The 24,983-nt window shown below is 61.8% G+C and carries 25 protein-coding genes and 1 pseudogene; 9 read left to right on the top strand and 17 right to left on the bottom strand.

The genetic code is table 11. The annotated features are described in order from the left end of the window. Positions 1–26: 26 nt before the first annotated feature. Together FZI91_RS16025 and FZI91_RS16030 are read right to left on the bottom strand one after the other, a co-directional pair. Positions 27–1,019 (bottom strand): NADP-dependent oxidoreductase, encoded by a 993-nt coding sequence (locus FZI91_RS16025; RefSeq protein WP_155940026.1) that lies wholly within the window; start codon positions 1,017–1,019, stop codon positions 27–29. Next, on the bottom strand, positions 1,016–1,633 hold the full coding sequence (locus FZI91_RS16030; protein WP_155940028.1) for a TetR/AcrR family transcriptional regulator: 618 nt from the start codon (positions 1,631–1,633) through the stop codon (positions 1,016–1,018). Before FZI91_RS16030 ends, FZI91_RS16025 begins: the two co-directional genes overlap by 4 nt. A 172-nt stretch (positions 1,634–1,805) precedes the next feature. On the opposite strand from FZI91_RS16030, the gene FZI91_RS16035 reads away from it, so the two are divergent. Continuing rightward, entirely contained in the window at positions 1,806–2,654 is an 849-nt protein-coding gene (locus tag FZI91_RS16035; protein ID WP_155940030.1) for an alpha/beta fold hydrolase, read from the top strand. Between the two features lie 1,139 nt (positions 2,655–3,793). On the opposite strand, the gene FZI91_RS24020 is transcribed toward FZI91_RS16035, so the two are convergent. The 4 genes from FZI91_RS24020 to FZI91_RS16055 all read right to left on the bottom strand — a co-directional run bounded on the left by FZI91_RS24020 (position 3,794) and on the right by FZI91_RS16055 (position 9,202). Beyond that, positions 3,794–6,079 (bottom strand): hypothetical protein, encoded by a 2,286-nt coding sequence (locus FZI91_RS24020; protein WP_239001855.1) that lies wholly within the window; start codon positions 6,077–6,079, stop codon positions 3,794–3,796. Positions 6,080–6,137: 58 nt separating this feature from the next. Continuing rightward, positions 6,138–7,130, bottom strand: coding sequence for a hypothetical protein (locus FZI91_RS16045; protein ID WP_162526452.1), 993 nt, complete (start codon positions 7,128–7,130; stop codon positions 6,138–6,140). A gap of 433 nt (positions 7,131–7,563) precedes the next feature. After that, entirely contained in the window at positions 7,564–7,860 is a 297-nt protein-coding gene (locus FZI91_RS16050; RefSeq protein WP_155940032.1) for an MspA family porin, read from the bottom strand. 463 nt (positions 7,861–8,323) lie between these two features. Then, positions 8,324–9,202: an alpha/beta fold hydrolase gene (locus FZI91_RS16055; protein WP_155940034.1), complete on the bottom strand. Its 879-nt coding sequence runs from the start codon at positions 9,200–9,202 to the stop codon at positions 8,324–8,326. Between the two features lie 61 nt (positions 9,203–9,263). Between FZI91_RS16055 and FZI91_RS16060 the strand changes: the two genes are divergently transcribed. Further along, entirely contained in the window at positions 9,264–9,926 is a 663-nt protein-coding gene (locus FZI91_RS16060) for a helix-turn-helix domain-containing protein (protein ID WP_155940036.1), read from the top strand. 276 nt (positions 9,927–10,202) lie between these two features. Here the strand turns inward: FZI91_RS16060 and FZI91_RS16065 are convergent. From FZI91_RS16065 to FZI91_RS16090, 6 genes and pseudogenes are all read right to left on the bottom strand, one after another. Next, positions 10,203–11,009 (bottom strand): annotated as a pseudogene (locus FZI91_RS16065) (YoaK family protein); the annotation flags it as partial. Between the two features lie 242 nt (positions 11,010–11,251). Then, a complete protein-coding gene (locus FZI91_RS16070; RefSeq protein ID WP_155940038.1) occupies positions 11,252–11,557 on the bottom strand; it encodes a hypothetical protein in 306 nt (101 codons plus the stop codon). Positions 11,558–11,606: 49 nt separating this feature from the next. After that, on the bottom strand, positions 11,607–11,903 hold the full coding sequence (locus tag FZI91_RS16075) for a hypothetical protein (RefSeq protein WP_155940040.1): 297 nt from the start codon (positions 11,901–11,903) through the stop codon (positions 11,607–11,609). Positions 11,904–13,001: 1,098 nt separating this feature from the next. After that, the gene (locus tag FZI91_RS16080; RefSeq protein WP_155940042.1) at positions 13,002–14,159 is read right to left on the bottom strand and encodes an AbrB family transcriptional regulator; all 1,158 of its coding nucleotides are present in this window, start codon (positions 14,157–14,159) and stop codon (positions 13,002–13,004) included. A 216-nt stretch (positions 14,160–14,375) separates the two neighbouring features. Next, positions 14,376–15,632, bottom strand: a complete 1,257-nt coding sequence (locus FZI91_RS16085; RefSeq protein ID WP_155940044.1) for a hypothetical protein — start codon at positions 15,630–15,632, stop codon at positions 14,376–14,378. After that, positions 15,629–16,384: a phosphatase PAP2 family protein gene (locus FZI91_RS16090; RefSeq protein ID WP_155940046.1), complete on the bottom strand. Its 756-nt coding sequence runs from the start codon at positions 16,382–16,384 to the stop codon at positions 15,629–15,631. Before FZI91_RS16090 ends, FZI91_RS16085 begins: the two co-directional genes overlap by 4 nt. Positions 16,385–16,545: 161 nt before the next feature. Here FZI91_RS16090 and FZI91_RS16095 point away from each other — a divergent pair, with 161 nt between their 5' ends. Next, positions 16,546–17,082 carry a hypothetical protein gene (locus tag FZI91_RS16095; RefSeq protein ID WP_155940048.1) on the top strand — a complete coding sequence of 179 codons (537 nt, stop codon included), beginning with the start codon at positions 16,546–16,548 and terminating at the stop codon, positions 17,080–17,082. Positions 17,083–17,095: 13 nt separating this feature from the next. Here the strand turns inward: FZI91_RS16095 and FZI91_RS16100 are convergent, their stop codons facing one another. Further along, positions 17,096–17,863 carry a DUF2127 domain-containing protein gene (locus FZI91_RS16100; RefSeq protein ID WP_162526429.1) on the bottom strand — a complete coding sequence of 256 codons (768 nt, stop codon included), beginning with the start codon at positions 17,861–17,863 and terminating at the stop codon, positions 17,096–17,098. A gap of 70 nt (positions 17,864–17,933) precedes the next feature. On the opposite strand from FZI91_RS16100, the gene FZI91_RS16105 reads away from it, so the two are divergent. Further along, positions 17,934–18,701: a polysaccharide deacetylase family protein gene (locus FZI91_RS16105; protein ID WP_162526428.1), complete on the top strand. Its 768-nt coding sequence runs from the start codon at positions 17,934–17,936 to the stop codon at positions 18,699–18,701. Here the strand turns inward: FZI91_RS16105 and FZI91_RS16110 are convergent. Continuing rightward, positions 18,698–19,510 (bottom strand): hypothetical protein, encoded by an 813-nt coding sequence (locus FZI91_RS16110; RefSeq protein ID WP_155940051.1) that lies wholly within the window; start codon positions 19,508–19,510, stop codon positions 18,698–18,700. The two genes, FZI91_RS16105 and FZI91_RS16110, sit on opposite strands and share 4 nt — an antisense overlap. Positions 19,511–19,643: 133 nt before the next feature. Here FZI91_RS16110 and FZI91_RS24120 point away from each other — a divergent pair, with 133 nt between their 5' ends. Together FZI91_RS24120 and FZI91_RS16115 are read left to right on the top strand one after the other, a co-directional pair. Next, a complete protein-coding gene (locus FZI91_RS24120; RefSeq protein ID WP_255455885.1) occupies positions 19,644–19,778 on the top strand; it encodes a hypothetical protein in 135 nt (44 codons plus the stop codon). Between the two features lie 56 nt (positions 19,779–19,834). Then, positions 19,835–20,512 carry a response regulator transcription factor gene (locus FZI91_RS16115; protein ID WP_162526427.1) on the top strand — a complete coding sequence of 226 codons (678 nt, stop codon included), beginning with the start codon at positions 19,835–19,837 and terminating at the stop codon, positions 20,510–20,512. Here the strand turns inward: FZI91_RS16115 and FZI91_RS16120 are convergent. Genes FZI91_RS16120 through FZI91_RS16130 form a run of 3 tightly spaced genes read right to left on the bottom strand, consistent with a single transcriptional unit; the run spans position 20,473 to position 23,235 of the window. Then, entirely contained in the window at positions 20,473–21,870 is a 1,398-nt protein-coding gene (locus FZI91_RS16120) for a cell wall metabolism sensor histidine kinase WalK (protein WP_155940052.1), read from the bottom strand. The two genes, FZI91_RS16115 and FZI91_RS16120, sit on opposite strands and share 40 nt — an antisense overlap. An 18-nt stretch (positions 21,871–21,888) precedes the next feature. Then, complete coding sequence (locus tag FZI91_RS16125) at positions 21,889–22,323, bottom strand: hypothetical protein (protein WP_155940053.1); 435 nt, start codon at positions 22,321–22,323, stop codon at positions 21,889–21,891. Between the two features lie 57 nt (positions 22,324–22,380). Continuing rightward, the gene (locus tag FZI91_RS16130) at positions 22,381–23,235 is read right to left on the bottom strand and encodes a phytanoyl-CoA dioxygenase family protein (protein ID WP_155940054.1); all 855 of its coding nucleotides are present in this window, start codon (positions 23,233–23,235) and stop codon (positions 22,381–22,383) included. Positions 23,236–23,280: 45 nt separating this feature from the next. Here FZI91_RS16130 and FZI91_RS16135 point away from each other — a divergent pair, with 45 nt between their 5' ends. The 3 genes from FZI91_RS16135 to FZI91_RS16145 all read left to right on the top strand — a co-directional run. Further along, a complete protein-coding gene (locus FZI91_RS16135; RefSeq protein ID WP_162526426.1) occupies positions 23,281–23,859 on the top strand; it encodes a TetR/AcrR family transcriptional regulator in 579 nt (192 codons plus the stop codon). Positions 23,860–23,905: 46 nt separating this feature from the next. Continuing rightward, entirely contained in the window at positions 23,906–24,340 is a 435-nt protein-coding gene (locus tag FZI91_RS16140) for a hypothetical protein (protein ID WP_155940056.1), read from the top strand. Between the two features lie 384 nt (positions 24,341–24,724). Further along, a partial coding sequence (locus FZI91_RS16145; RefSeq protein WP_155940150.1) for an MlaD family protein occupies positions 24,725–24,983 on the top strand: 259 nt, incomplete at its 3' end.

A 24,983-nucleotide genomic window follows, 5' to 3' on the forward strand; every position in this document is an offset into this window, starting at 1 on the left:
GGACGGTCGGTGATCTGCCGAAATCGTCATCGGCTCACCACAATCTTGCCGTTAGCTTTGCCCTGCTCGACGTAGGCCATAGCGTCGAGCGTCTCTGCGAACGGGAAGGTCCGGTCCAAGACGGGGCGCAGGGTGCCCGCGTCGTAGAGCGCCGCGAGTATCGCGAGCTGCGGACCGCTAGCCCGCATGAAAAAGAACGAGTAACGCACGCCCAGCTTGCGTGCTTGACGCCGGATCTTGCGGCTGAGAACGGCCATAACGGGCCTAAGGAGAGGCTGTCGGAGTTGGACTGCGAAGGCCGGGTCCGGTGGACCGACGACGCTGATCGCAAGACCACCTGGCCGCAGCACGGTCAATGACTTCTCAAGACTCGCCAGACCTAGGGAGTCCAGCACGACGTCGTATCCAGACAGGACGTGGGCGAAGTCCCGGGCCCTGAAGTCGATGACCTCGTCCGCGCCCAGGGCCCGACCCTTGTCGACGTCCTTGGCACTCGCAGTAGTCGCGACATACGCGCCGAGGTGCTTGGCGACTTGGATGGCTGTGGAGCCCAGTCCGCCAGCGCCGGCGTGGACCAGTACCTTCTGCCCGGGTTGAACATCGGCTAGCTCGACCAGGGCCTGCCAAGCGGCGAGCGCGACGAGGGGCACTGCGGCCGCTTCCTCGAACGACAGAGAGGCGGGTTTGAGGGCGATGTCGTCAGCGTGGACGGCGATCTGCTCGGCGAAGGCGCCGATGCGCAGGTCTCGCGGTCGGGCGTAGACCTCGTCACCAGCCTCGAAGCCGCGGACCTCGGCGCCGACCTTGGCGATCACGCCGGACAGATCATGGCCGAGGATGAAGGGCCGCTTGTACCTGAGGAGCTGCTTGAACTCCCCGTTGCGGACCATCTTGTCGAGCGGATTGATACTGGCCGCCCGGACGTCGATCAGAACGTCGTGAGGTCCGACGCTCGGCGTCGGGACATCAGCCACTCGGAGCCCTTCGGGGCCGTAGTGAGTGACGACGAAGGCCTTCATTCTGTTTCCTGTCGGGTTGTTGGGCGTTCGGGCTTTCGCGAAGCGCCGGCAAGGGTCATGGCGTTGCTGAAGGCCGCAGCAAGGATGCGGTCGGACAGCTCGGTATCGGTGACCGCGCGGGCGGCCTGGAGCGAGCCGACGAGCAAGGAGAACAGGCCGATCGCACGTTCGTTGGTCCGCTGCGAATCGCCGTCATCAAGGTGGCGGGCAATCGCCTTGATCATCGAGCTGACGCCCTCGGTGTAGGCCTCCCGGACCACGACGTCGCATCGCCCAATCTCATCCAGCAGTGCTGCGGAGGGGCAGCCGCCAGCCAGATCCTCACGGTGTGCCGCAGAGAGGTACTCCCGGAGGAACGCCTCCACCGACTCAAGCCCGGCGGGCAGCGAGTTCACGACGGCTACCTGGTCCTCAAGCTGTTGGGCGACGACCGTAGCGACCAAGTCCTCCTTCGAAGAGAAGTGGCCGTAGAAGGCGCCGTTGGTCAGACCGGCGTCAGCGACCAGCGTCGCGATGCCCGAGCCGTCGATTCCGTCACTCTTGAACCGTTGCCCGGCGGCCTCGATCATCCGACGCCTAGTCGCCTCCTTGTGTTCCGGGTGGTATCTCGCCATGACCTGAATCTCCTTTCGGGGCTTGCCAACACCATAGCATTATGATCATACTATTACAACCGTACTGCAATTTGCGAACGGGAGCACTCACGTTCCGCTTGCCGATCCGCGCGACCTGCCATCCGGCGCACACCCGCCCCACCCCGCAGCACTCCCCCGAAGGAATGAAGTCATGACCACTTGGAAGACCACACCCACCAAGACGATCGACGTTGGCGGCACTTCGTTCGCCTACCGCGAGCTGGGTAAACCCGGCGGCGCACCAGTGGTGTTCTTGCACCACCTGACCGCCGTCCTCGACGACTGGGACCCGCGCGTCCTAGACGGCATCGCCGCCCATCACCATGTGATCGCGTTCGACAACCGGGGGGTGGGGGCAACCGGTGGACGTGTGCCGGCCGACATCGAGCAGATGGGTGCCGATGCGATCGTGTTCATCCGTGCGCTGGGGTATGAGCGAGTTGACCTGATCGGCTTCTCACTCGGTGGTGGCGTGGCCCAGATGGTCGCCCTCCAGGCTCCCGGCCTTGTACGCCGTATGGTGCTCGCGGGCACTGGCCCGCGCGGCGGTGGCGGCATCTGGAGGATGCCGTTCATCGTCAGTGGCGCCTACGCCAAAGCGTTCTTAGCCCGAAAGGACCCGCGCCACTTCCTGTTCTTCCCTCGAACCCCGAAGGGCAAGAAAGCGGCCGACGCCTACTTTGAGCGGCTCGCGGAGCGCACGTCGGATCTGGACACGCCGATCTCCTTGCGGGCGGGCCTGGCGCAGGTGCGCGCAATCACCAGCGCGGGACTGCATTCCGCCGACGACCTGTCACAGATCAAGATCCCGGTCTTCGTCGCCAACGGTGACAACGACCTGATGGTCGCCAGCGAACACTCCAAGGACATGGCCGCGCGGCTGCCGGAATCGCGTCTTCGGATCTACCCCAACTCCGGCCACGGTGGCGTCTTCCAGCACCACCACGAGTTCGTAGCGGATGTTGTCGACTTCCTAGATTCCTCGCCTACAGCGTCCTGAGGTCGCGGCGATCAGTGGACTGGACCTTCCGCGGAACTTGCCGAGGCTCACGTCCCCTCATCACGTCGGTTGGTGTCTTTCTGCAACGCCGTTAGGCGCCGCCAGCGGCCGGTGCGGTGTACGGGGCACCTATCTACCCCGGCGTCACGGTTCTGGGTCGCGGCAGCCGAGCTTTTGTCACGCAGGGGCAGGCTTGGCGACTTGGCGATATGTGGGACGTGCCGGTGGGCGGCACGGCGAGATCGGGCGTTGGCCCGAATGAATGCAGGTACCGCGGTCTCTCGTGTTCGACCCTGCACTATCTGTTGGTATCGGTGCGTACTCAGCAGATGCGAGTTCCTGTCTGGGGTGAGACATAGTTCGGGGATCTACTGGTCGAAAAGGCTGCCGCATCACGGGACCAGTCGGGACGGCCAGCCCATCTGACCCAAGGCCGCGCCGGTTGCAACTCACGGCATTACTCCAATGTCGTGACAGCGCCGGTCAAGTTGCTTCAGATCAACTGAAAACTGATCACCAAAAAACGCCAATACTTTCAATATGATCTGAGGCACCGCAGGTCAAGTGCCAACAGCTGCTTCAAGTCAAATGAAGACGGACGCGTACTGGACTCATTGATGCTGCTGGGCAACCTCTGAATACTGTTCACATGCAGATACGATTGCCCTCAAGAGAATGATAGCGAATGAAATACCTATCGCGTACCGCAGGTACTCAGAGTCCGTCAGGAAAAATAGGCCAGCGGATATGGCCGATATTCCCGCTACTTGCAAAACGAGCCCTTTGCCCAGGTATGTAGGCAGCAGGCGTGTCGACCAGATAAAAAGGATCACGCCCAGCGCAAGCAGAAATAATGACGCGTACATATTCATCGGGGATCGTTCCGCTTCTTCTTCTGACTATGCATATCTTCCAACGTGGATGGTGGTGGTGCGGCGGGGCCGACAAACCAGGTGAGCCATGCCGCCCCTTTAAGGAACCGCTGCCACCAGGGAGTGTGTGGATCCTCTGTGTTTGGTGCGTAGGGCACTAATTGAGGTGCTGTCGCTTTCCGTATCTGCTCGGCAGTAAACGGCCGGCGATTCTCGTTAGCTGGTTTTCCGGTTTCGTTCATATCCGCGTCCTTCCAGGCCCCGTGACTAACTGAACAAGCCCTTGATGCCGTTGACTACTGATTTCCCGGCATTTACAACGGATTTGCCCGCTTCTTTAGCAGCTTCACCGGTCGCACGAAGTCCGCTATCGATTGCCTGCTGTGTCCCTTCTGGCAGTTTGCCGTAGGCCCACTTTACGCCCTGGTACGCGGCCACCCCCACAGCAGCGCCCACGACCACTACGGCCACAGCCGGCGCAGCAGGTGCCAATGCCGCCATGGCGGCTCCAGCCAGCAGCCCGGCGCCAACACTGGCAGCGTTGGCGGCAATCGCTTTGCCCGGCGCCATACCGTCCTTGATGTCGTAGTACGCAGCCAACGGAGCCAGCGCAGGACCAGCGCCCTTGCCGAGGACCTTAGTGACTGTGCCGAGATTCCCAACCTTGGAAATCAGACCCGGGATCTTCGGCGTTTCGCTACGAATCGTGCTCATAGCCGCACCAATTGCAGGATCCGCGGTCGTTACACGACTTCCTGCCCGTATCGATTCATTAATGACATTCGACGAAGCTTTCACTAGACGTTGCGATTCGGACAGGGCCGCCTGACTGACATTGAGATTCCGTTTGATCAGCGCATTAACCCCCGCTGAGGCACCTTGAATCGCATACTTCGGGGCGCGCTCGATTTGCTTGTCAACTAACTCTCTCCCCTTGTCGAGAAGCGACTTCCGCCGCTGAGTAGCGGCGATCGCTGACGTCGTCGGATCACTGTTGTCGTCATCGTCATTGCCATCGTCAGAGCTGTCGCTGTCTTGGTCTAGTTGATCCTGAAGTTTCTTGCGGAGCTCGTCGGCTTCCTTCTGTTTGTCCCGCAACTGTTCCTGTTGGCGCTGGATCTGCTGTTGTTGCTGATCTGCCGGATTCTGTTTCGGACCGTTCTGCTGCCCCTGCTGACCTGGCTGGGTCTGCTGGCCAGATTGATTTTGCAAACCGGGTTGCTGCGGACTTTGCTGTGCCGGTTGCTGGGGTGCTTGTTGCGCAGGTTGTTGGCTGGCCGGGTTTTGCAGTGCCTGTCCGGGTTGCTGCGGAGCCTGTGGCGCTTGCTGCACAGGCGCTTGGGCGTCGGGTTGCCAGGGTCCGTAGTTGGGGAGGGGTTCTCCGTGGGCGGCGCGTTGGCCGGACTGTTGGCCAATGTTCTGGCCAGCCTGCTGTGGGCCGCCTTGCCCGCCCTGGCCAGGTGTTTCGTTGTAGATGGAGATTCCGGAGTTTTGGTTCATCGGCGGCTGGTTGATGCCGCCTTGATAGTCGGGTTGCTGGGCGGGCATGTCCGGGGGTCTGAACTGGCTTCCGCCCCCGGGGGGTCCGTCGAGTCCGCCGCCGCCGCAGTCCGGTGGGCACGCCGCCCGCGCCAGGGGTGCGGCGCCGGGGCCGATGTAGTCCTGCGGGGACGCCAGTCCAAAGCCCATGGCGGAGAACCAGATGAGTGCGATCACGGCGGCCCCGGCCTGCATCTGTCCTAGCGGGCTAGCACCGCCGCCACCACTGCCATTGGTGTGGGCCCAGGTCCACCATCCCGATAGAGCCTTCCACCACCAGGTGTTGGCGGCGAACGCCACGGTCAGGATCGCGGCGATGGCTGCCAGGGCGGCCATCGGATCGTCGCCGGTCAGCCACGCACTCACACGTGGGACGATGTAGCCGGAGAGGAACACGAGCGCCGCCCCGCCCGCGAGCAGGGTTAGACCGAGACCGGGGTGACTGGACCAATACAGCGCCCACCGCTCCTCGGTGCTGTTGTCGGCGTTGTTGTCGCGGTGGCGTGTGCCCGAATTGGTGAAGATCCAACTGGCGAGGGTTTTGGCGCCGCTGAACAGAAGCGCACCGAAAACGGCGATCAGCGCCACAGCCACCAGTTGCGAGGTCAGCGTCCACCCGGTCGCGTCGCCGGTACCGGTGGTGTGTGTCCACCAGCTGGCGGCGTGGCCGCGCATTACCCACCAAATACCGCTGGCGCCGATGATAATTCCTGCGGTGGCACGCACGGGGGCAGATATACCGGCTAGCGGCGCCAAGGCGGCGGCGGTGATCGGTGCCAACGCGCGGCGCAGCAGGGTGATGCCTTTGCCCAGGGCGGTAAATGCCAGGCACAGCAGGATCACCCAGCCCGCGCTGCCCGTGATTCCCTGGCCGGGGGTCAGTACATGCAAACCCCACACCCCGGCCACGACCAGGGCGGCCCCGGTGATCCCGGCGGCAAACCCGGTCAACTCCGTGGCCGACGATCGACTGGCGGTGGCAGTCAGGGATTGCGTGGGCGCATCGTCACTCATCTACTAGTCCTGTCCCCGGAGTGCTGTTTGTGTGGAAGGTGTTGTGTGGGTGGTCATGTCAGGTTCGTCCCCCTACTACTGGAGTGCCGGGTGTCATGTTTTCTTTGGCCCAGCGGGTATGTCCGTTGGCCGCTGCTAGGCAGCCCTCGTAGTCGTTGCCGTCGTGTCCGAACGCGGTGACGCAGGCGTTGGTCAGATCGGCCATGAACGAGTTCTCACACGTCAAAGCGCTGGTGTGGGCGGGGGCCGCGCTCATGCACGCGGCGAGCCGGGCGCATGACGGCACGAAATCAGCCATGCCACCGGGGTTTTGGTCATCTGTGGCACCCCGGAATTGTGGCGGCCCGGACGCACACTGACCATCCTCGGCGACCGGCGGACGCTTAGGTCCCGGATCACCTTGAGCCACTGCCGGGCTGGTGGTCGATGGCCGGTAGGAGACGGTGATGGTGACCGGAAAATTGAGTAGCCCGACCTCGCCGACGTTCAGATTCAGATCCGATTGCTGATACAGATAGCTTGCACCGATAGACGGTGTCAGCGAGATCGGGTTCCCGGCGCCGTCGCGGGCATCGGGGATGCTCAGCGCCCCGATGATCGCTGCTGGCTTACCCGGCGAGGCATCGGTTTCGACCACCACCGCTTGAGCGGCTTGGCGCAGATGTGTGCCGTCGGGATACCTGATGCCCAACGTGAAGTCACTGGGCGAGATGAAGGTTTTGCGGATCATGCGAATATCGGCGCCGCCCCCGGCATCGGGGATCACCACATAATCCACCGGCCCCGACCCGTACGCGGCGGCACCGCCTTCACCCCAGTTAGCAGCCGTCAAGGCTCGTTCGTTGGGTAGGTGAATGACGACTTGCTTACCTGGCCACGCGGTGGCGGCGTGTACGCCATCGGATGCGATGGGAGGCAGTGCGGCCACCGAGCGTTCACGCGGCTCCGCTAAGGGGCGCCCCATGCCGTTTCCCATGCCCAGCCCGGAGTTCGTACTAGTGCGCGCCCCACCGATGAACGCATCACGCGGCAGCGAATCGGGTTGGGGCACCGCCAACGGCGGTGGAGCAGGCGCGGGCGGCCCCGGAGTTACCGGATCAGCCCCCGCCCGCCAGCTGGTACCAGCGGCCAGCAGCGCTGTCGCCACCACAGTCAGCGCCATGCCGACCACCGCCACACGAGCACCCGGACGCGTACTGGATGCGCGAGTAAGTTGCTGGACGGCAGCACGTGCGAGCACTCGACGACAGGCGATCACCCGCACCACCCTATGCGCCACAGCCGCAATCCTCCCCGAGTTACTAGTTTCCTATGATTTAAAAAGTGCAGGCATCTAGCCACTCACTATGACCCATTTCATCTCACAGTATGACTGTGTAGCTACCAAGTCAACCCGTCGGTCAAATGTTTCCTGAAAGAGGATGCCACAGTCTGCCTGGATTAGCCTGGTCCTGGTTGGTGCGCAGGACACGGTGACACCTCTATTACAGATCTTTAGGTTCCCCGTAGACGGTTTGAGTGTCGTTGCCGTTCTCGGTGCGGATCCGGAAGGTGGCGTAAGACTGGATTTTGACCTGACCGCCGCAGCCGTCGGCCTCCCCGTAGCCGCCGCCGTAACCTTGCCCGGAGACCGACTGGTTCAACGTCAACCCCGAATCGCCACCAGTTTCCATATCGGCCGACGAGTCTGTTCGACACCCCACGAAATACCCCGTCTCCAGCTGCCCGTCCTGGATCACGGCGCTGCCCTGGCCGTGGTGGACATGCACCCTGTCGAGCAGCTACTTAATACCCTCGTGGGAAGAGCCATCCATTAGAGCACCCCAGCCCCCAGATATCGATCATGCACTAGCACAGTAGAATTCGGCCAGCGTTGCAACGATCAGGCGAAACCACCCCGTCAACTCCTGATCAGTTTTCACCCGCCGACAACACCCGTCATCCACCCAGTCAGCCGCCAACCACAACAAGGGTGGGTCAATTTTCCGGAACCCTTGACACGAACAGCTTGGCCAACACCCGCCTATGCTGCTTATCGGTGTACTCGAGGTCGAAATCCCCCGCATGACCACTACCCCACCCGCACAGGCCGTTTCGCCCGATCCCAGTCAAGTCGAGTTGTGACAGATCAAATGAGAACCACCGGGCTATTCGCGGCGAACAGAGTCTCACTTAATCTGTCGCAACCCTGGTCAGAGCTTCCTTTGCCGAAAAATCTGCGACAGGTCATCTGAGGACGGACAACTATGCCCCCGCCGCCGCGTGCCAATCGCGGATCGCCGCCGCGAATTGCCCGGGCGCATCGGACGGGACAAAATGGCCGGCACCCTTGACGATTACGGTTTGACGATCGGTAAAAGTCCGCTCCCAGCGCCGCAGTTCGTTCTTCCCGAATGCGAAATCGGAGTCGCCCCAAAGGATCAACGTGGGCAACGCCGCAAGGTCGCGCAGCCCGGCTTCTACGTCGACGAGGAAGGCGCGGCTGGCGGTGATCTCACGGGGAAAGACAGCCGAGGCCTCTCGCCGTGCGGGGCTGTCGAGGGCCTTTTGGTAGTGAGCCATCTGCTTCTCAGTGGGCTTGGTCAATCGATGCCCTACGGGGATCATGACATTGACAAACAGGTTGAACTGTCGAATCAGCAGACGTCCGAGCGGGCTGCCCATCACATGCGACATGACCCGCACGAGTGGGGCGCCGATCGGCCAGGCCCACGTGTTGGTCAGCACCAAACGGTCAAATGCCTCGGGGCGTTGCTGCACCGCCGCCAGTCCGATCGGACCGCCCCAGTCATGAGCCACGAGCGTGACCCCACTCAGCTCGAGCGTCTTCACGAACCCGCCGATCACCCGGGCGTGCTCAGCAGGTAGATACCGGTATCCTGGCGCCGCCATGGACAGCCCGAATCCGGGGTAATCCACAGCAATGCAACGAAATTCGTTTCGTAGTGAACTGATGATTTCGCGATAGTCGAACGACCAGGTCGGGTTCCCATGCAGGAAGAGCAGTGTGGGGCCCGATCCTTCATCCACGTAGTGGATTCGGTGTCCGTCGATATCGACGAATCTGCTCTCGAACGGAAACAACTCGCCATCGACCCAAGCCGGCCTATCCACAACTGTCATGCCTACCCCTTCGCCTACATGATATAATCATCTCTACTTTATTTTTACAAGTGGATGGGTGATGAGTCGAGATTACGGTCAGTACTGCGGACTTGCCCGGGCCCTAGATGTCGTGGGCGAACGGTGGAATTTATTGATCGTCCGCCAGCTCCTGATAGGAGCCGCTCGCTATGGCGAGCTACGCGACGGACTGGCCGGGATCGCCTCTAATCTGCTGACCGACCGGCTCCGCAACCTCGAGGCTGCCGGCGTCATTGAGCGGCGGCTGTCCGGTGACGCGAACGCGATCACGTACGCCCTCACCCCCTGGGGTGCGCAGCTGCGCGAACCCATCAACGCCCTTATCCGCTGGTCAACACCACTGATGATCCGCGGTACTGAAGAAGATGAATTCCGCCCCGACGGGCTACTCGTCGCGCTTCCCGCCTTACTCGACGGTCGCGCCCCCACCGATCAGTCGGTGGCCGCCGGAATCACCGTCGACGGCACCACTGTCCAACTCCGAGCTACCAAGTCCGGCATCGACGTAGCTGCACCGGATGGACGCGAGCTCGATGCGGTTCTCACGGCCGAGGCACCGATTGTCCTCGGACTCGCGGCGGGCGTGCTGAAACTGGATGACGTCGCGGAACTCGTCCACATCGACGGCGACGAATCCGCTCTACGAAATTTCTTCGACGCACCCGGGCGATCATCGGATCACGTCGGCTCCATTGAGCGCTGAATTACCCAACCACGACTGAGCTGCGCGTGTGAGGTTCGCACACTCGATCACCGCGAGAAAGCATCATCAGTAGTTAATGGACCAGAAGTGCCCAAACTTTGCGACACCCAGCCAGATGAAGAGGGCTGCGATAAACAGTGCTATCGACAGGTCATTGAAGTGCTTGAGCGGACTTCCCGACTCGACCTTCCGAGGCTCATAGATCTGAAAACCAGGCTCCATACCCGTCCTTCCCCGAATTTCGCTGACCAGTGTCCTCATGCTCCACTGCGTACGCGATTGCGCGTCCGAGTAGAAGAATGTGACAAATGTTGTTGCGCCGCAGACTAATGCGGCAGTCAATATCATTACGGACCCGCTATAAACCGAGGCGATTACCCCGCCGGTCGCAGCCCCCAAAATGAAAGACAGGTAGAGGATCGTGTACCCCAGCCACTCGAAGACTGTGCCCCTACCGAACAGATGCCGCTCGATCCCCTGTCCCAACTTGACCACGGTTCCCGTGACATAGCTCAAGGGAATGGCCGTTTCGCCCTTCTTCACAAACGACGTATTCAGCGCTCCGATTGAGAAGGCCAACAACAGAATCGGCGTGAAATGCACGTCGGTGTTCGCGGTGAAGCTCCGGTCCTGATAGAAATCGACCGCGGCAGCGGCCAGAAGACCGACGGTCGTCAACACAGTCGCCCCATGCGGGTGGTTCTTCCAGAACTTTCGCCTGAAATATGACGCCACGATGACACCGAACAGGAAGGCCCCGATCATCCAGATCGCGGCAATCGGACCCGCACCTACCATCTGCTGCTTGTCGGAGACCTTGAACCACGTCAGCACTGCGCGCTCGGTGTTACCGGTCATGAATGTCACGAAATAGCCCGCGCTGTGCAAAAAGGACACCGCCCCAACCATTCCCGCCAATCCCGAAAGCAGCCAGGACAACCGGGCCTCTCTGCCGATCGCAGTCTCACACGTGATGATCACATCGGCAGTTTTAGAAGCCAGGGCGCCTCCCAGGCTGTCAGCGATTTCCGCGTCGTTCGGCGACCTGCTCTCCAAAGTCGCGGACCGGCCCTTGCGCTTCATGTCCGCCTCCTCATTGGCTATCGATACTGCCGACGTGGCCATGTAGGCCCCGGCCCGACTCGGTGTGGGTCAAGATCATCTCCCGCGCCGGCTGGGGTACTGAGTAAAAGCTGTCTGCTCGCGGTTGTCACGTTGCTGCCCTGGGCAGCGCATCCCGCCGATTCACCTCGTAGAGGCGTAGTGGCGAGAATCGTTGGTAGACCGCTCATTACCCACTTTCCGCTGCCGCCCGACGGAAGCAGTTAGCAGGTCAGAGTGACGTAAGCAACCTTCTGCCCGGCAGCGGGAGCCGTTGTGGGCTGGTTCCGCATGTTCCTTCCGGGTTGCACATTGTCGATGGCCGTCTGCTGTGTAACCCCTTCAACAGTGCACTGCGACGGATGGTCCGACCCCACCCTGGTAATGATCACCCGGTAGCCGTTGGACTTGAGGCCATCGATGACCGAATCCGGTTCTGCGACAGGGCCGGCGAATGCTTCGCCCGCCGTCGCCAGGCACAGCCCCGCGGCGCCAATCGCCGCGCAGGCCGCCGTCATGATCTTCTTCATTGCCGATGCTCCTTCTGTGTCATTGACGATGAAACGGACCTACAGGTGGCTACGCGTTTGGCGACGGCGTATTGGCCTGGTTCGTGCCAAACGGAACGTGTGGGTTGGTGCCCAACGGGATCAGCGGGTTGGCGCCCTCATGGGTCGGCTGGTGGACGCCTTGCTCGTAGGCGCTACCGCCAGGCGTCACACACGGCCGATGATCGATCTCGTTGACACTTGTCTCCTGCGCGTAGCAGACGGGAGGCGGAGCCGGCGACGCAGCCAATGCGACCGGCGCGCCCAGTAGGGCGACAGTTGCGGCAGCTCCAGCACCGCCAATGATTGCAGCGAGTAGTTTCTTCATGATGTTTCTCCTTCTGTCGTGATTGCAGTTACATCGCGTCACCAATCGACAATCTTGGCGATGGCCAGATGCGGGTTGGGGCGATGAGGGTAGGACATGATCGCTAAACACGGTTTGGTGTAACAGCATTCGGCTATCGCGGATCGTTTCGGTGTGTGCCGAACTCCGGGTCATGTCCATGAAATCGATACTGCATTCACCGCGCTGAAAGAACACTGAGAAGCCTGGCCAGACGATTGCTGCGGTATCGCCACTCAGGAGATATCACTGGCTTCTGCCGCGCAGCCTGCCTTCTGATTTCGCGGTCGACGCCCACCACAGTGCCACGGCACGGCGGCGGGTCCTAGGACTTCCACAAGCCCGACAACGACCGATACTGCGGCACACCCGACTTCTGTCGGCCCAACCGTACGACTTCTCTGTAGACCGCCGATCCAGCACCACATCCACATGCGCGGCTATGTGATTGAATCCGAATCAATCAGTCCCACAACATGATTAAAATGTTCGCACCTCACCCGACTGGAATCAAATACAAACCGGTACGCCTGAACCACCCACACTTGAGGAGCCGCGAACCGCGTCACCACTACACCGGCTCCAATACCGACTTGGCACCCGTGACGGTACATATCACGCGCCTACACACTTGCTCATCGCTGCGAGCACCTCGACCAAATCGTGCACGAGATCGTCTGTTTTTGAGAATCGTCGATGCTGAACGGACGCTGAGAAGCTCGGCTAGACGATTGCTGTGGTCTGACCGCTCAGCAGATATCGGCGGTGCCCGCCGAGCGGACTGCCTGCGGATTTCGCGGTCGACGTCCGCGACAGTGCCACGACACGACGGACGGTTCCAGGACTTCCACAAGCCCGATAGCGACCGACACTGCGGCACAGTCACTTCTGTCAGTGATGGATTGCTCACGGCTCATCACCGCGAGCATGATCCCCTCGCAGCCCGCCGGGAATCGACCTTCCGCGATAGGCATGTTGATCGAATGGAAAGTTCTGCGCCGCTGCAATTTTACGAATACTTAGTCCCGCAGCATCACGAGAAACGCTGCGGTCTGTGCAGCGCTCGAACCCGGATAACCTTTATGGCGCTTGGGTTGATGTCGTGACCTTGTCCCTCGTGCGGCTGCTACGTCGGGACAACAACGCTGCTGCGAGCGGTGTCAGCAGTGTGATCAAGAAGATCCGGGTGACCTGCGCGACCGTCACTATCGCGACGTCGCCGCCGTAGTTCGAAGAAGTTTCGGTGGCGACATAGATCCCACCTGGCGACAGCGCCAAGTATCCATCTAGCACGGACCAGCCGTTCAATGTTGCCAACAACCAACCGATCATGCAGCTCATCATCACGAGCACGACGATAAGTACCGTGGCTGTTGGCAGCATCGCAGCGATCTTCTTTACGGTATCGACGGTGAATTTGATACCTGCTTGCCAACCAATCACCACAAACGCGAGCATCGCTACATATCCGGGCAATTGAAACTGTGGGATCACACCCGCAATTTCCAAGGCCAGCCCCAAAATCATCGGCCCCAACAAGGCGGCAGACGGCACGCGAACTACCCTGCCCAGCGCATAGCCTGCGCTCGCGACAGCAGCTATCACCGCAAGATCTCTGAAACTCATGTGGTGTGTATCAACTACCGACGACACACCAGTATCAGAACTGACTCCTGACGACAGGAGATAAACGACCGCAGGAAGACTGAGGGTTACGGCGATGACTCTCAAATACTGCAGCGACGCCACAATGCTGGCATCCCCGCCAACATCCTTGGCCAAAGCGGTCATGCTTGTTGAACCGCCCGCGATGCTGGCCAGGATCGCTGTTCGACTACCCACATGATGCACGCGATGCAAAACAATGCCGCCAACAGCAGATACCAACAGTGTTGCCATGGCCCCGGCGATTATCCACGGCAACTGCGCGAACACGCCCACTAGCTGGTCCCGGCTCACCAGCGTGACCAGATACACGCCAAGAACGCATTGAGCCACCTGAATCATGCTTGAAGGCAACACGGATGGTTCGCGTGACAACAACGCCAACGCGGCGGCAGAAACCGTACCAGCGAGCAGTGGCGTGGCCGGAAGCTGCGCATAAGCAAAAAGGGCTGTTAACGCCGCGGTGACAACCGTCAGCACCAACCACTGCTTGACTATCGGTCCCCTACCCGGCGCCATCTCAACGCGATCACGGATCGCTCCACCATGCGCTGAAACAGGTTTCGTGTCCATGAAACAAATACTGCAGACACGGCGTTGAGAAATCCCTGAGAAGGGCCAGGAACAGCCTCATGCGTAGCCGGGATCAGAGGACCCCGCACGGGTATCAAATACCTTTCACTGCAAGCGAATTAGACCCGTCGAGCACTGTTCGCGATGTGCGACAAATCGACCGAGTAGTCCGGCCCGGTTGCCAGTTACCTGATCTGCGAGGCACGCGGGTGTCGGCTATCGGAGTGCGGTCGAGAGTGCTTCGAGCGCCTGCGTTTCGGCCACCGGGTCGGGAAGGTCAGCCCGGATTGCCTTAAGCACATTGTCAACTCGACTGTCGATGACACGCCACGCGGTCTCGTCCATGGGGCGCAGCGTGGGTTCATCATCGTCCCAAGAGGCCTCCAGACCCTTGGCGCCCATCGTTGCGCCCGACTGATCCCCCGAACGGACCTTTGCCAGCAGGTCCTGAGTGATGGTGCGGAACTTCGTCACCGCGGGCGCAGAGAAACGCGCAGTCACCTCGCCGGGGGCGATCTCCGTGGCCACCGGGGTGACGCCGGACTCCTCCTCGCCGGCCGCCGAGACGTGCGGTTGTCCGGCAGCCCATACCAGCACGGCTGCCGTGGCAGCGGCGACTAAACCAAAGTAGCCCAACATTATTCGCTCACGGGCGGGACTGGCTGCCGAGACTTCTACGACGGTCGCATCGGGATTCTTAATGACGTCTCGCCGGGTAATGGAGAGGAACACAACGATCGAAAGGATGGCGACTAAGAAGATCACGCTTGCCAGTGCCGTGCCCAGCCCAATTCCTTGCGTGTCCGACGGCGTGGCCAGCCAGTCACCGAGGTTGGCACCAAGCGGTCGCGTGAGAATATAAGCGAGCCAGAACCCGAGCACCGCGTTGGCACCTAGTCGCCAGCCGATCACGATCGCAAGGATGAGACCGGCCGGCAGTAGCACTGAACGGCCGGGGCCCCAACCCGTCAGCTGCAGTACCCAGTCTCCGACAGCAGTACCGAGGGCGAACGTCACAAGCACTGCGAGCCAATAGAACAGCTCCCGGGGCCGTGTCACGATGCTATGGATGGACAGTGTCCGCTCGCGCAGGTACCACACCCCGAAGACCACCGCGAGGACCACCGCGAACATGGTGGTGCTCAATGCAAGTGGCACTCCAAACTGATCAGTCAGGATGTCGGTATAGAGCGTGCCCGTGACCGACAAGACCACAACCGTCAGCCAATACACAAACGGCACGTACCGATCGAGCCGTAGCTGCCACCCCAGGACAGCGCCGAGCACGACGGTGAAGATCAGTGCCGTCCTGATCAAACCCACGCCAAGGGCCATATTGATCCAGTCGGCGAAGCTCTCCCCCACTGTGGTGCATAGGATCTTGATGACCCAGAACCAGACTGTGACCTCAGGTACCTTGCTTAACAACAGCCGCCCCGTGCTGGCCGCCTTCGACGCGGATGACTCAGTCATGAATCACACCCTTCAATAGCCGGCCAGCTCCTGCCAGCGCGGTCCTGTCTTGTTCCGATGCCTGCAGCCCGGCGGTTGTCGCGTGCGAGCCAGATCCGCCGTCCAACCAATACAGCGAGCGATCCGAGGACCAGACCCCCCAAAACCTCGGTGAGCCAATGCACCCCGAGGTAGAGCCGCGTCATAGCCATGATGACCGCAACGGAGGCCGTGGTCACAGCCCAACACAGGCGCACTGCGGCGGACCCGTAGGTGGCAGTGATGACCGCGAAAATGCCCAGCAGCGCCACCGTGCCGGTGACGTGCCCGGACGGAAACGAGTAGTCGGACTCCGGCGTGAGCTGCACACGTTCAGGTGGACGATGTGCGCCAACAACCACTTTCAGCGCAGCGCTCGCAATGGCCGCGCCCGCGACAGTCACCCCGACAACGAGCGCCGGCCATAACGACCGAGTCCACCAGGACACCGCCGCGCACATCCCAGCCGCCAGTAGCGCTACCGCAATAGGGCTCCCCGCGTTGGTGATTGCAAGTGCCACGGATGTCAGCCACGGCCTCCGATGCTCGACCATCCAGTTGAGCATGGCGTGATCTACCGCGGTTCCAGATGTCGCCGCACGACGAATCAAGGCCAGCGCGCAGAAGACCGTGAACAACGCGAGCGCAGCGATCCAGTGCACCGACAGCGCCCGCCCCCGGAGACGGGCCCCACTGGCGATCGACAGATCGTCGCCAGTGCCCGGCTCTAGCATCGAGGCCTTTCGTGGATCTCGTATGCAGCGACTTACGCCCACGACTTCCGATACTGACCCAACGGTGCTGAGGGAACGCTGAGAAGGAGTGATACGCGGCCCGCGGGCCAGTAACGGCCATTTTTGTGTACATCGCGTCTACTTTTCGGCAAGATGGGCGGATGGATGTCCCGCAGAGCGCCGTACCCTCGCTCGTTGACTCCCTACTTCTGGAATCGACCCCTCCGCAGCGGCCTCCGCGACCGCCGCTCCCGGCCGTAGACGCTTCGACACCCGTTGGGCGGGCTGTCGCCGGCTTCTACCTCGCCTTTGAGGCAGTCGATCACGCCGACAGAATCCGCGAGGCCGCCAACTGGCCGGCGCGGCAGGGTGGCGCCGGATCCCGGGAGAAATATCTGGCGTTGGCCCACGGAATCACCACGGTGGAGCAGATCCGGGGCCGCGCTCGAAGCCGGCTACGTGAACTCGGCGCCACCGCCACACGCACCGCGCAGTTCCTCGCGCAGTGCTCAGTGGACCATCCATCTGACATCGACGCCGCCGTCAACGTCGCCCTCCGTCATGAAGAGACAATCGTCGGAGACACCGCTGTGCGACAGATCAACGCCCAGACCCGCGCGGTCCTGGACCTCGACGAGACAACGGCCGCCGTGTCTGTGCACGATTGGTTGACGCGCCACGGGTTGCGTCATATGTGACGACGCGAACGCGTTATCGCGGATCAGCTTCCACCGCTGCGCGTTCGACGCTCAGCAGGCTCTCCGCGCGATGTTCTTGCTCGTAGGCCTCGCCGCCACCGTTGAGCCCGAACAGTCTCTTGCTCCACAGCAGCCAGACCACGGCGACGACGTTCACCAACAACGCCAGAACCCGCAACACCGTCTGCTTCTCGAAGAGCTCGTAGATCTCCAGCGGCAGAAAGATGCCGGTCGCAATGACCGCGAAGTATTCACCCCAGCGCTTCATCAGCCACAGCCCGATCGCCTCAATGAACTCGATCGCGGCGTAGGCGACAAGGCCCACCGCGACCCACATGAGCGTTGACGACGACAACGAGAACGCGTCGCCGATATGGCGGATTACCTTGGAGTTGTCCGAATTCCACCCGATTTGGTCGGCGAGTGGGCGTATGAGTGGAAGATCCTGCTCGAAAACTTGTTGGAGGTGTTCGCGCGAACCCCGAACCTTCAGTGTTCCGAAAGCGAGGAGCACCACAACCAGACCCCGGAACATCCGCTCGACGGCAAGCACCCGCATCAAAGTCCGATCACGCAACAGCCGCCCACGCGGAATCTCCGGCGCCGTATCGGCCGGGCCGCGCCGCCGCGGCTCGCCCACCACAAACGTTTCACATCGCAGGCACCGCCATGCCTCCCCCGCGGGCGTATCGACCCGGAGTCGTTCGCGTAGCGGCTGCTCATCGGGGGCGAATGTCGCGTGCCCCCGAAGACCGCACGATCGCAGAGCAAAGTTGATCACAAAGGAAACGTTAACCCGACACCAGCAGCGGCGTCGCTCGATATCCAGGTTGCGGCGCTACCCTGTCGCTGTGTTCGACCGTCGTCGGTTTCTTACGCTGCTGGCAGGGGCTGCCGCAGTAGGTGCGTCCGTCATCGAATCGTCCTCTGCGGCTGCGGACCCCGGAACATCCGCCGGCACATCCGCGCCACACGGGGTGACACGGGTGCCGCTCCCTGGCGGCGGCACTTTGACCGCACTTCCGGCCCAGACCGACGGCCAACGACTCCTCGCGCTGACCCTTGACGACGGCACCGACGCGGACGTGATCGCCGCTTATACCCAGCTGGCGCGTGATACCGGAATGCGCTTGACCTACTTCGTCAATGGCGTGAACGCAGGCTGGACACAGCACGCCAAGTTGCTTCGTCCGCTGGTCGAAAGCGGCCAGATCCAGCTGGGCAACCACACCTGGTCTCATCCCGATCTGACGAAGCTGACCGCCGAACAAATCGCCGACCAGCTGACCCGCAACACCAAATTCTTGACCAACACCTACGGTGTGGACCCGGCACCGTACTTCCGTCCGCCATACGGAAAGCACAATGCCGCAACCGATTCGGTTACGCAGAGCCTGGGCTACGGACCACCGGTGCTCTGGTACGGATCACTGTCGGACTCTGGCGTGGTGACCCCGCAGTACATCGTGGACATGGCCCACAAGTACTTCAACCCGCAGGCCATCGTCATCGGCCACCTCAACCACCCGCCGGTGACCACCGTCTACCGCCAGATGATCGACGTCATCACCGAACGCCAACTGCGTACCGTAACGCTCAACGACGTCTACCAGCACTAATCGCGGGCGAGCTCCCGCGGCCTGAGGTCGGGGTCCTCGTCGGGAGTTGATATGCGAATGTTGCGGTAACCCCACGCGATTCCTATGACCAGAACAGCTAGAAGTGCCGCCGAGGTGCCCCAGGTGCCCAGTGCCAGGCCCCCCTTCTCAAGCGGCTTGGAGAGAAAGTCACCGACGGTGGCGCCGAGGGGGCGGGTAAGGATGAATGCCGCCCAGAAAAGCAGGACACCGGAAATCTTGGTGAAATAGTGCGCGCCCAGGATGACCAACATGATCGTCGCGATGAGTGCCGCACTGCCCCAATACCCGAGGCCGGAACTGTCGGCGAGATAGTCGCCCAGCGAGGTACCCAGAGTGTTCGACAGCAGGATTGCTGCCCAATAAAGAACTTCGCCGCGGAAGGTGCCGATGTTGGCGACATCGAAAGTCTCGCGAGTGAGCTTCCAGATCAGGAACACGACGGCGAGCCCGCTGATCAGCAGGATCGCCCCGACGCCGTAGCCCAGACCGCCATCGGTGTCAGTGTCCGAGCCGGGGCCACGGTTGATCAAATCGGACATCGTCGTTCCTGCCGTGCTGGTCGCCGCAATCACCGTCCAGTACAACGCCGGACGGAACTGGCGCGCACGCAGTTGGGCAAGCAGGCTCACCAAGAAGATCGCGATGAACAGGACCGATGCAGTGGCGTAACCCAGCCCCAGAGTTTGAGCGATAAGGTCCCCGCCGGTCTCCCCCAGCGTGGTCGCGGCGATCTTCAGCACCCAAAAGAGCGCGGTGATTTGGGGAAGTTTGTAGCTCGATACAGCCATGAACCCAACAAGTCCTTCCGCGGTGTCAACAATATCCGCCAGTACCGTAGCCATGGCGAGCTGAGGAACCGCTGAGAACCATGGGCTGTCGGCGCTCAGCGTCTTCACAGCTACTGGATGCGAGCCTGACGTCATGAATGCAAAGACAGAAGCCGCAACGCTGATCGTCGGCGCCCTGATGCTGTTCGGAGCGGTCGCGACGGCGACCGAAGCCCAAGAGCGTGCTCACGAGCGCGCGAGTGCGTCGATCGGTGAACCTGCACGATAGACGCAGGACTGCCACACTACGGGTGACAGTCGGATTAGCTCAGGGAAAGGCGCGCGGTGCGGATCTTGCTCGTGGAAGACGAGCCGCATTTGGCCGAGACGGTCGCGGCCGGACTTCGGGCCGAGGGATTCGTTGTGGTCTCCGTTTCCGATGGGGTGGACGGGTTGTGGCAGGCCACTAGCGATCAGTTCGATGTGGTGGTGCTGGACATCATGTTGCCGGGCCTGAATGGCTATGAGGTGCTGCGCAAAATGCGCGCCGCCGAGGTGTGGACCCCGGTGCTAATGCTCACCGCCAAGGACGGCGATTACGACCAGACCGACGCCTTCGACTTGGGCGCCGACGATTATCTGACCAAACCGTTCTCGTTCATGGTGCTTACCGCCAGGTTGCGGGCCCTAGTACGCCGCGGCGCACCCAAACGCCCGGTGGTGCTCTCAGCCGGTGATGTGTCACTCGACCCCACCCGCAAGGTTGTCGAACGCGGCGGCGCTCCAGTGCAGTTGACACCCCGCGAGTACGGGCTATTGGAGTATCTGCTCCGCAACAAAGACACCGCAGTCACTAAAACCGATATCCTGCAAAATGTTTGGGATAGTCACTATGACGGACCCGACAATGTGGTTGAGGTGTATGTCGGCTATCTGCGCCGCAAGGTCGGCGTCGATCTGATCATCACGGTCCGAGGCGTGGGCTACCGGCTAGAGTCGGGAGAATTCTCCAACGGCAGCTGAACGGTAACCGCCGCCCCACCGCCGGCGCGATCGCCAATACTGACCTTACCCTCATGCGCCGCAACGATTTCCGCCACGATCGCCAAACCCAGCCCGCTGCCACCGCCCTGACGGGACCGGGCGGAATCCAGACGCACGAATCGCTCAAAAACTCTCTCTCGCTCGGCTACCGGGATGCCCGATCCGTCGTCACACACTTGTAGATAGGCGTTCTTTGCATCCGCGTAGACCACAATGAACACCTCGGCAGTCGCATGCCGGGCAGCGTTATCGGCCAGATTGCGCAACACCCGCGCAATGCCGAGCGTATCGCCGATCACCTTCACCGCTGATATCTGCGTCGAAACATGAAGCTGGGTCTCACGTTTGAGCCGTTGGGCCTCCGCCGTTGCAAGGTCGTCCAGATCGATCTCGGTACGGCGCATGGGCAGCCCGTGCTCGTCCGCGCGGGCAAGGAGCAGAAGGTCCTCCACCAGCGATTGCATGCGGCGCGCTTCGGGCAGCAGCGCGCTCTGGACGAGCTGACGATCCAGCACCTCCGGATGGTTCGTCGAGATCTCCAACGCCGAAATCACGGTTGCCAATGGGCTTCTCAATTCATGAGAGGCATCACCGACGAAGCGGCGCTGGGCAGTGTGCCCGGCTTCGATCCGGGCGAGCATCTCATTCATCGTCACCGCCAACGCCGAAATCTCATCGGCACGGCCGGGCACCGGAACGCGCTCACCGAGGTCGGACGTGCTGATCTCCGCCACCCGCGACCGGATCGCGTCCACAGACCGCAATGATCGACGCACCAGCAGAAACGTCACCACTCCCGCTACCACGGACACCACCGGTGCCGTGATCGCCAGCATGGTTCTCACAGTCGACACCATCGACTCGATTGGCTCGATACCCCCACCTACCAGCACCGTGTACTGGCCTTTGCGGCCTTTCATCGTGGTGGCGGCAACTCGAATATCGTCATCGGCGATGGATGGAATACCGACCCGAATCCCGTGCGAGTTGTTGTCTTGCAATGCAATCAATGCCGCCTTGGGTGCTGCTTCTGATCGGCGTACTACTACCCCGGCGCTGTCGATAACTTGAACGGCCACGATCCGCTGATCGGTGGCCAGCAGTACCGACTCCAGTTCATCGGGCGGCTCCTTGCGTAGACGCTCCGCCACCGCCTGCGCACGCGCCTTGGCCGCATCGTCAACGTCGGCGCTCATCGACCGAGAGAGCAGGACTACCGACGCCGAACCCACGATGACCAAACTGGCCAGTACCACCGCCGCCGCCACCAGAGCCGAGCGCGTCGCGATTCCGCCACCCCAGCGCCGCAACCGGCCCGTCACCCGCAACAACCACATCCCGTAATCATGCAGGCGCTAGGGCCGCTGAGGTGATGGCGGGACAGGTGTCGGCGCTACTCGGGACTGGGTAACCCGCTCGTCACCCCGATCTACCTCAGCGGAGTCGCGCCGATCATCGCCCCGGCGTTCGGCGCGGTCGTTGTCTCGGTCGTTGTCTCGGTCATTGTCTTCTCGCTCGTGCCAGCGCGATTGACCATGACTGTCGCGATCGTGTTCACCACCGAACTCGCTGCCGGCCCAAACCCCCGCGCCGAAAGTCAGCGCCAGTACAGCCACAACCGCCGACACCGCTCCTGCAATCACCAGGGATCGCTTGAGCAGGCCGCGCTTCGCCGAATCAGGCTCTTGCGCGACGGGAGTCGCATTTGTGGTCGAAACCTGGTCACCGGGATCGGGGTTCGAATCGATCGGCGGTTCCGGCGATTCGTTCGCATCATCAATGTTGGACATGCCCCGAGATTGCCCAATCGGTGCTGAGACTTTGTTGAGAACGCGCAGACCGCCACGTCACAGGGGCTGCACGCCCGGTTCGAGCAGTCGCTTGGGATGCATGCCGTCCACCTGACCGATGAACGGCGGATGGATGCTGTACCCGAGCATTCGCCGAATGTCCTCGGACACGGCGCGCACGGTATCGCGGGACATCGAGAGCGTAAAAGCCTCCTGCGGACGCAACCACGGCTCGCAGTATTGAGCGGTCACGGCCAGCCGCGAGCCGCCGGACCGGTTGGCTCCACCGCCATGCCATAGCGTGCCGGGAAAGAACACACACGAACCCGCCTTCATCACCACCGGCTCGCGTTCGGTTTCCTGCGGCCTGCGATCCCCCCAAAGATGGCTGCCCGCAACGATATCGGTCGCGCCATTTTCGGCCGTGAAATCGTCTATTGCCCAGATCGTTGCCGCCCCCAGGCCATCGCGGGGTCGCGGGATGGGATAGAAGCCGTCATCGGTGTGCAGCATCTGCGCCTGCTCACCGGGCAGAATGTTGATGACCTGCAGCATCGACATCAGATAGTTGGGCAGGAAGAGCCGGTCCAGCAAGGCCAGCACACGAGGATGCTCCGCGACGCGGTCGCAGACGCGGGTCTTGTTGAGCACGCTGTACACCCGCTGCGTCGTGTGCCCCTCAAACCGGTTGCGCCCGTGCAGGTCCAACAACGGAACAACGGCTTCCCGGATCTTGTCGCACTCCTCCGCGGTGAGCAGATCCGGCAGGATCACGTATCCATCGCGCCGTAGCACCGTCAGATCCGCCTCTGCCACAACAGGATCGACAGTCTCGCCGTTACTCGCGGTTCGCCGGTACGTTCCGGCCAGATCGCCACCCAGATCTACCAACGATGAAACTTCCGAGGACATCGCCACTCCTAAACATAAGATAATTATGTTCTGTACGATCACATCGTGGCACGCCCCTCGATCGGACGTCAACAACTTCTGGATGCGGCACGGGACGAACTGGTCCGCGGCAATGGCGTGATGGACCTCAGCGGATTAACCCGCCGAGCCGGCCTGAGTACCGGTGCGCTCTACCACCACTTCGGCTCCAAGGGCGGCTTGTTGGCGGTCATATACGACGAGTTCTACGAGGGCCTCGTCAATGCCATCGCCGACCTCCATCTGCACATGGATACCGATTGGTTCGTCCACGAGCAGGAGCGCACTCGTCGATTCGTCGACTATCACGTCGCCGATCCACTGGCCCCGATTCTGCTCGACCGTGCAGCCCTGGATCCGCAGCTCGCCGAGCTCGAGGCGACGTACCTGCAGCGCATCAGCCATAACGCTGGCAAAAACATCCAGCGCGGCCAGCGGTTGGGACAACTTCCCGCCGATATCGACCCAGATAGCGCCGGCGCCTTCATCATCGGAGGCATTCGACACGGAATTGCCCAGCAGCTCCGGTTGACCCCACTGCCCGACCCCTCGGTGATCACCGAACGACTCTGGCGCCTCATCTCCGCCGCCCTCGTCGCCACGTAGCTGGAACCGCGTCCATTGCGATGGCAGATAGGCGATACTTCCCGGCATGCGTTCGTCATTTGTCAGCCGCGCCGCCGTCCTCTCCCTTGCCGCTGTCGGCGCGGGAATTGTCGCTTGTCCGGTAGCCATGGCTGCGCCCGCCGGCGAGCGGGCACTGTGTTTCGACGGCGATGTACGCGTCAGCGCATGGCAGGCCAGCCAGGCAGATGAGCGGCGTGAGCTGATCCCCGGCACGGTGAATCTGAACGCCACCGACGGACTCGCCGGACCCAAGCAGGCCTACTTCTCCTGGCGAAATCTCACCACCGGCGCTGTCGGCGAGACATGGGGCAAGGGCAGTGGCACAGCGGGAGCATCAGAGTTCTACGTAGTCACCGGGCCTGGACAGGTCGAGATCACCACCGACTACGGCAGCCGGTCCGGCTTCTTCTGGAACGACGAGAACATCGCTCATTGCGTGGGAACGGTGACCGTCGCCTAAGGTGCGTGACCGGCCATCAGCACCAGGCCGGAGCTGGGCGTTTCTACATCAAACAGTGGTCGACGAACCCGAATGCCATTGTGCCGCAATTGATATGGTGAACCTTCATCCGACCCGCCAACATGCCCACTTCGCCCCACAGCATCAGTGATCCACATAACATTCGATGCTCATCGTCCCGCACGCCATAGTTGTTCACCCAAGGTGTCGTTGATCTCGCCACAGTCCAGCAAACGGTACATTCGTCCCACTCGTTGCTACTGTCGCTCGGTGACGCGGGACGCCCATTCCCAGGTAATTTCCCGCCGATTCGGCAGGCGCTCCTCAAGAGCACTAAGCGCAGCTCCGCGCGCCAGCACTCTTACTCGGGCAACCGCCGCGGCGATGATCGCGGCGACTGTGGCTGCGTGTGATCCGCCGACGCTGGCGAGTTTGGATCTGCCGGCTCCGGGTATCGGTTCGGATGCCTACGGGTTGACTGCGCGGTTTGTTAATGCGTTGAATCTGCCGGATAGGGCGAAGGTGCGTGTGGCCGGCGCCGATGTCGGTGAGGTCGAATCCATTGAGGCGCAAGACTATGTAGCGGTGGTTAAGCTGCGGATACGTCGCGGTGTGCGGTTGTTGGCCGGCTCCACTGCCCAGC

The organism is Mycobacteroides sp. CBMA 271 (genome assembly GCF_009729205.1).
Lineage (GTDB): Bacteria > Actinomycetota > Actinomycetes > Mycobacteriales > Mycobacteriaceae > Mycobacterium.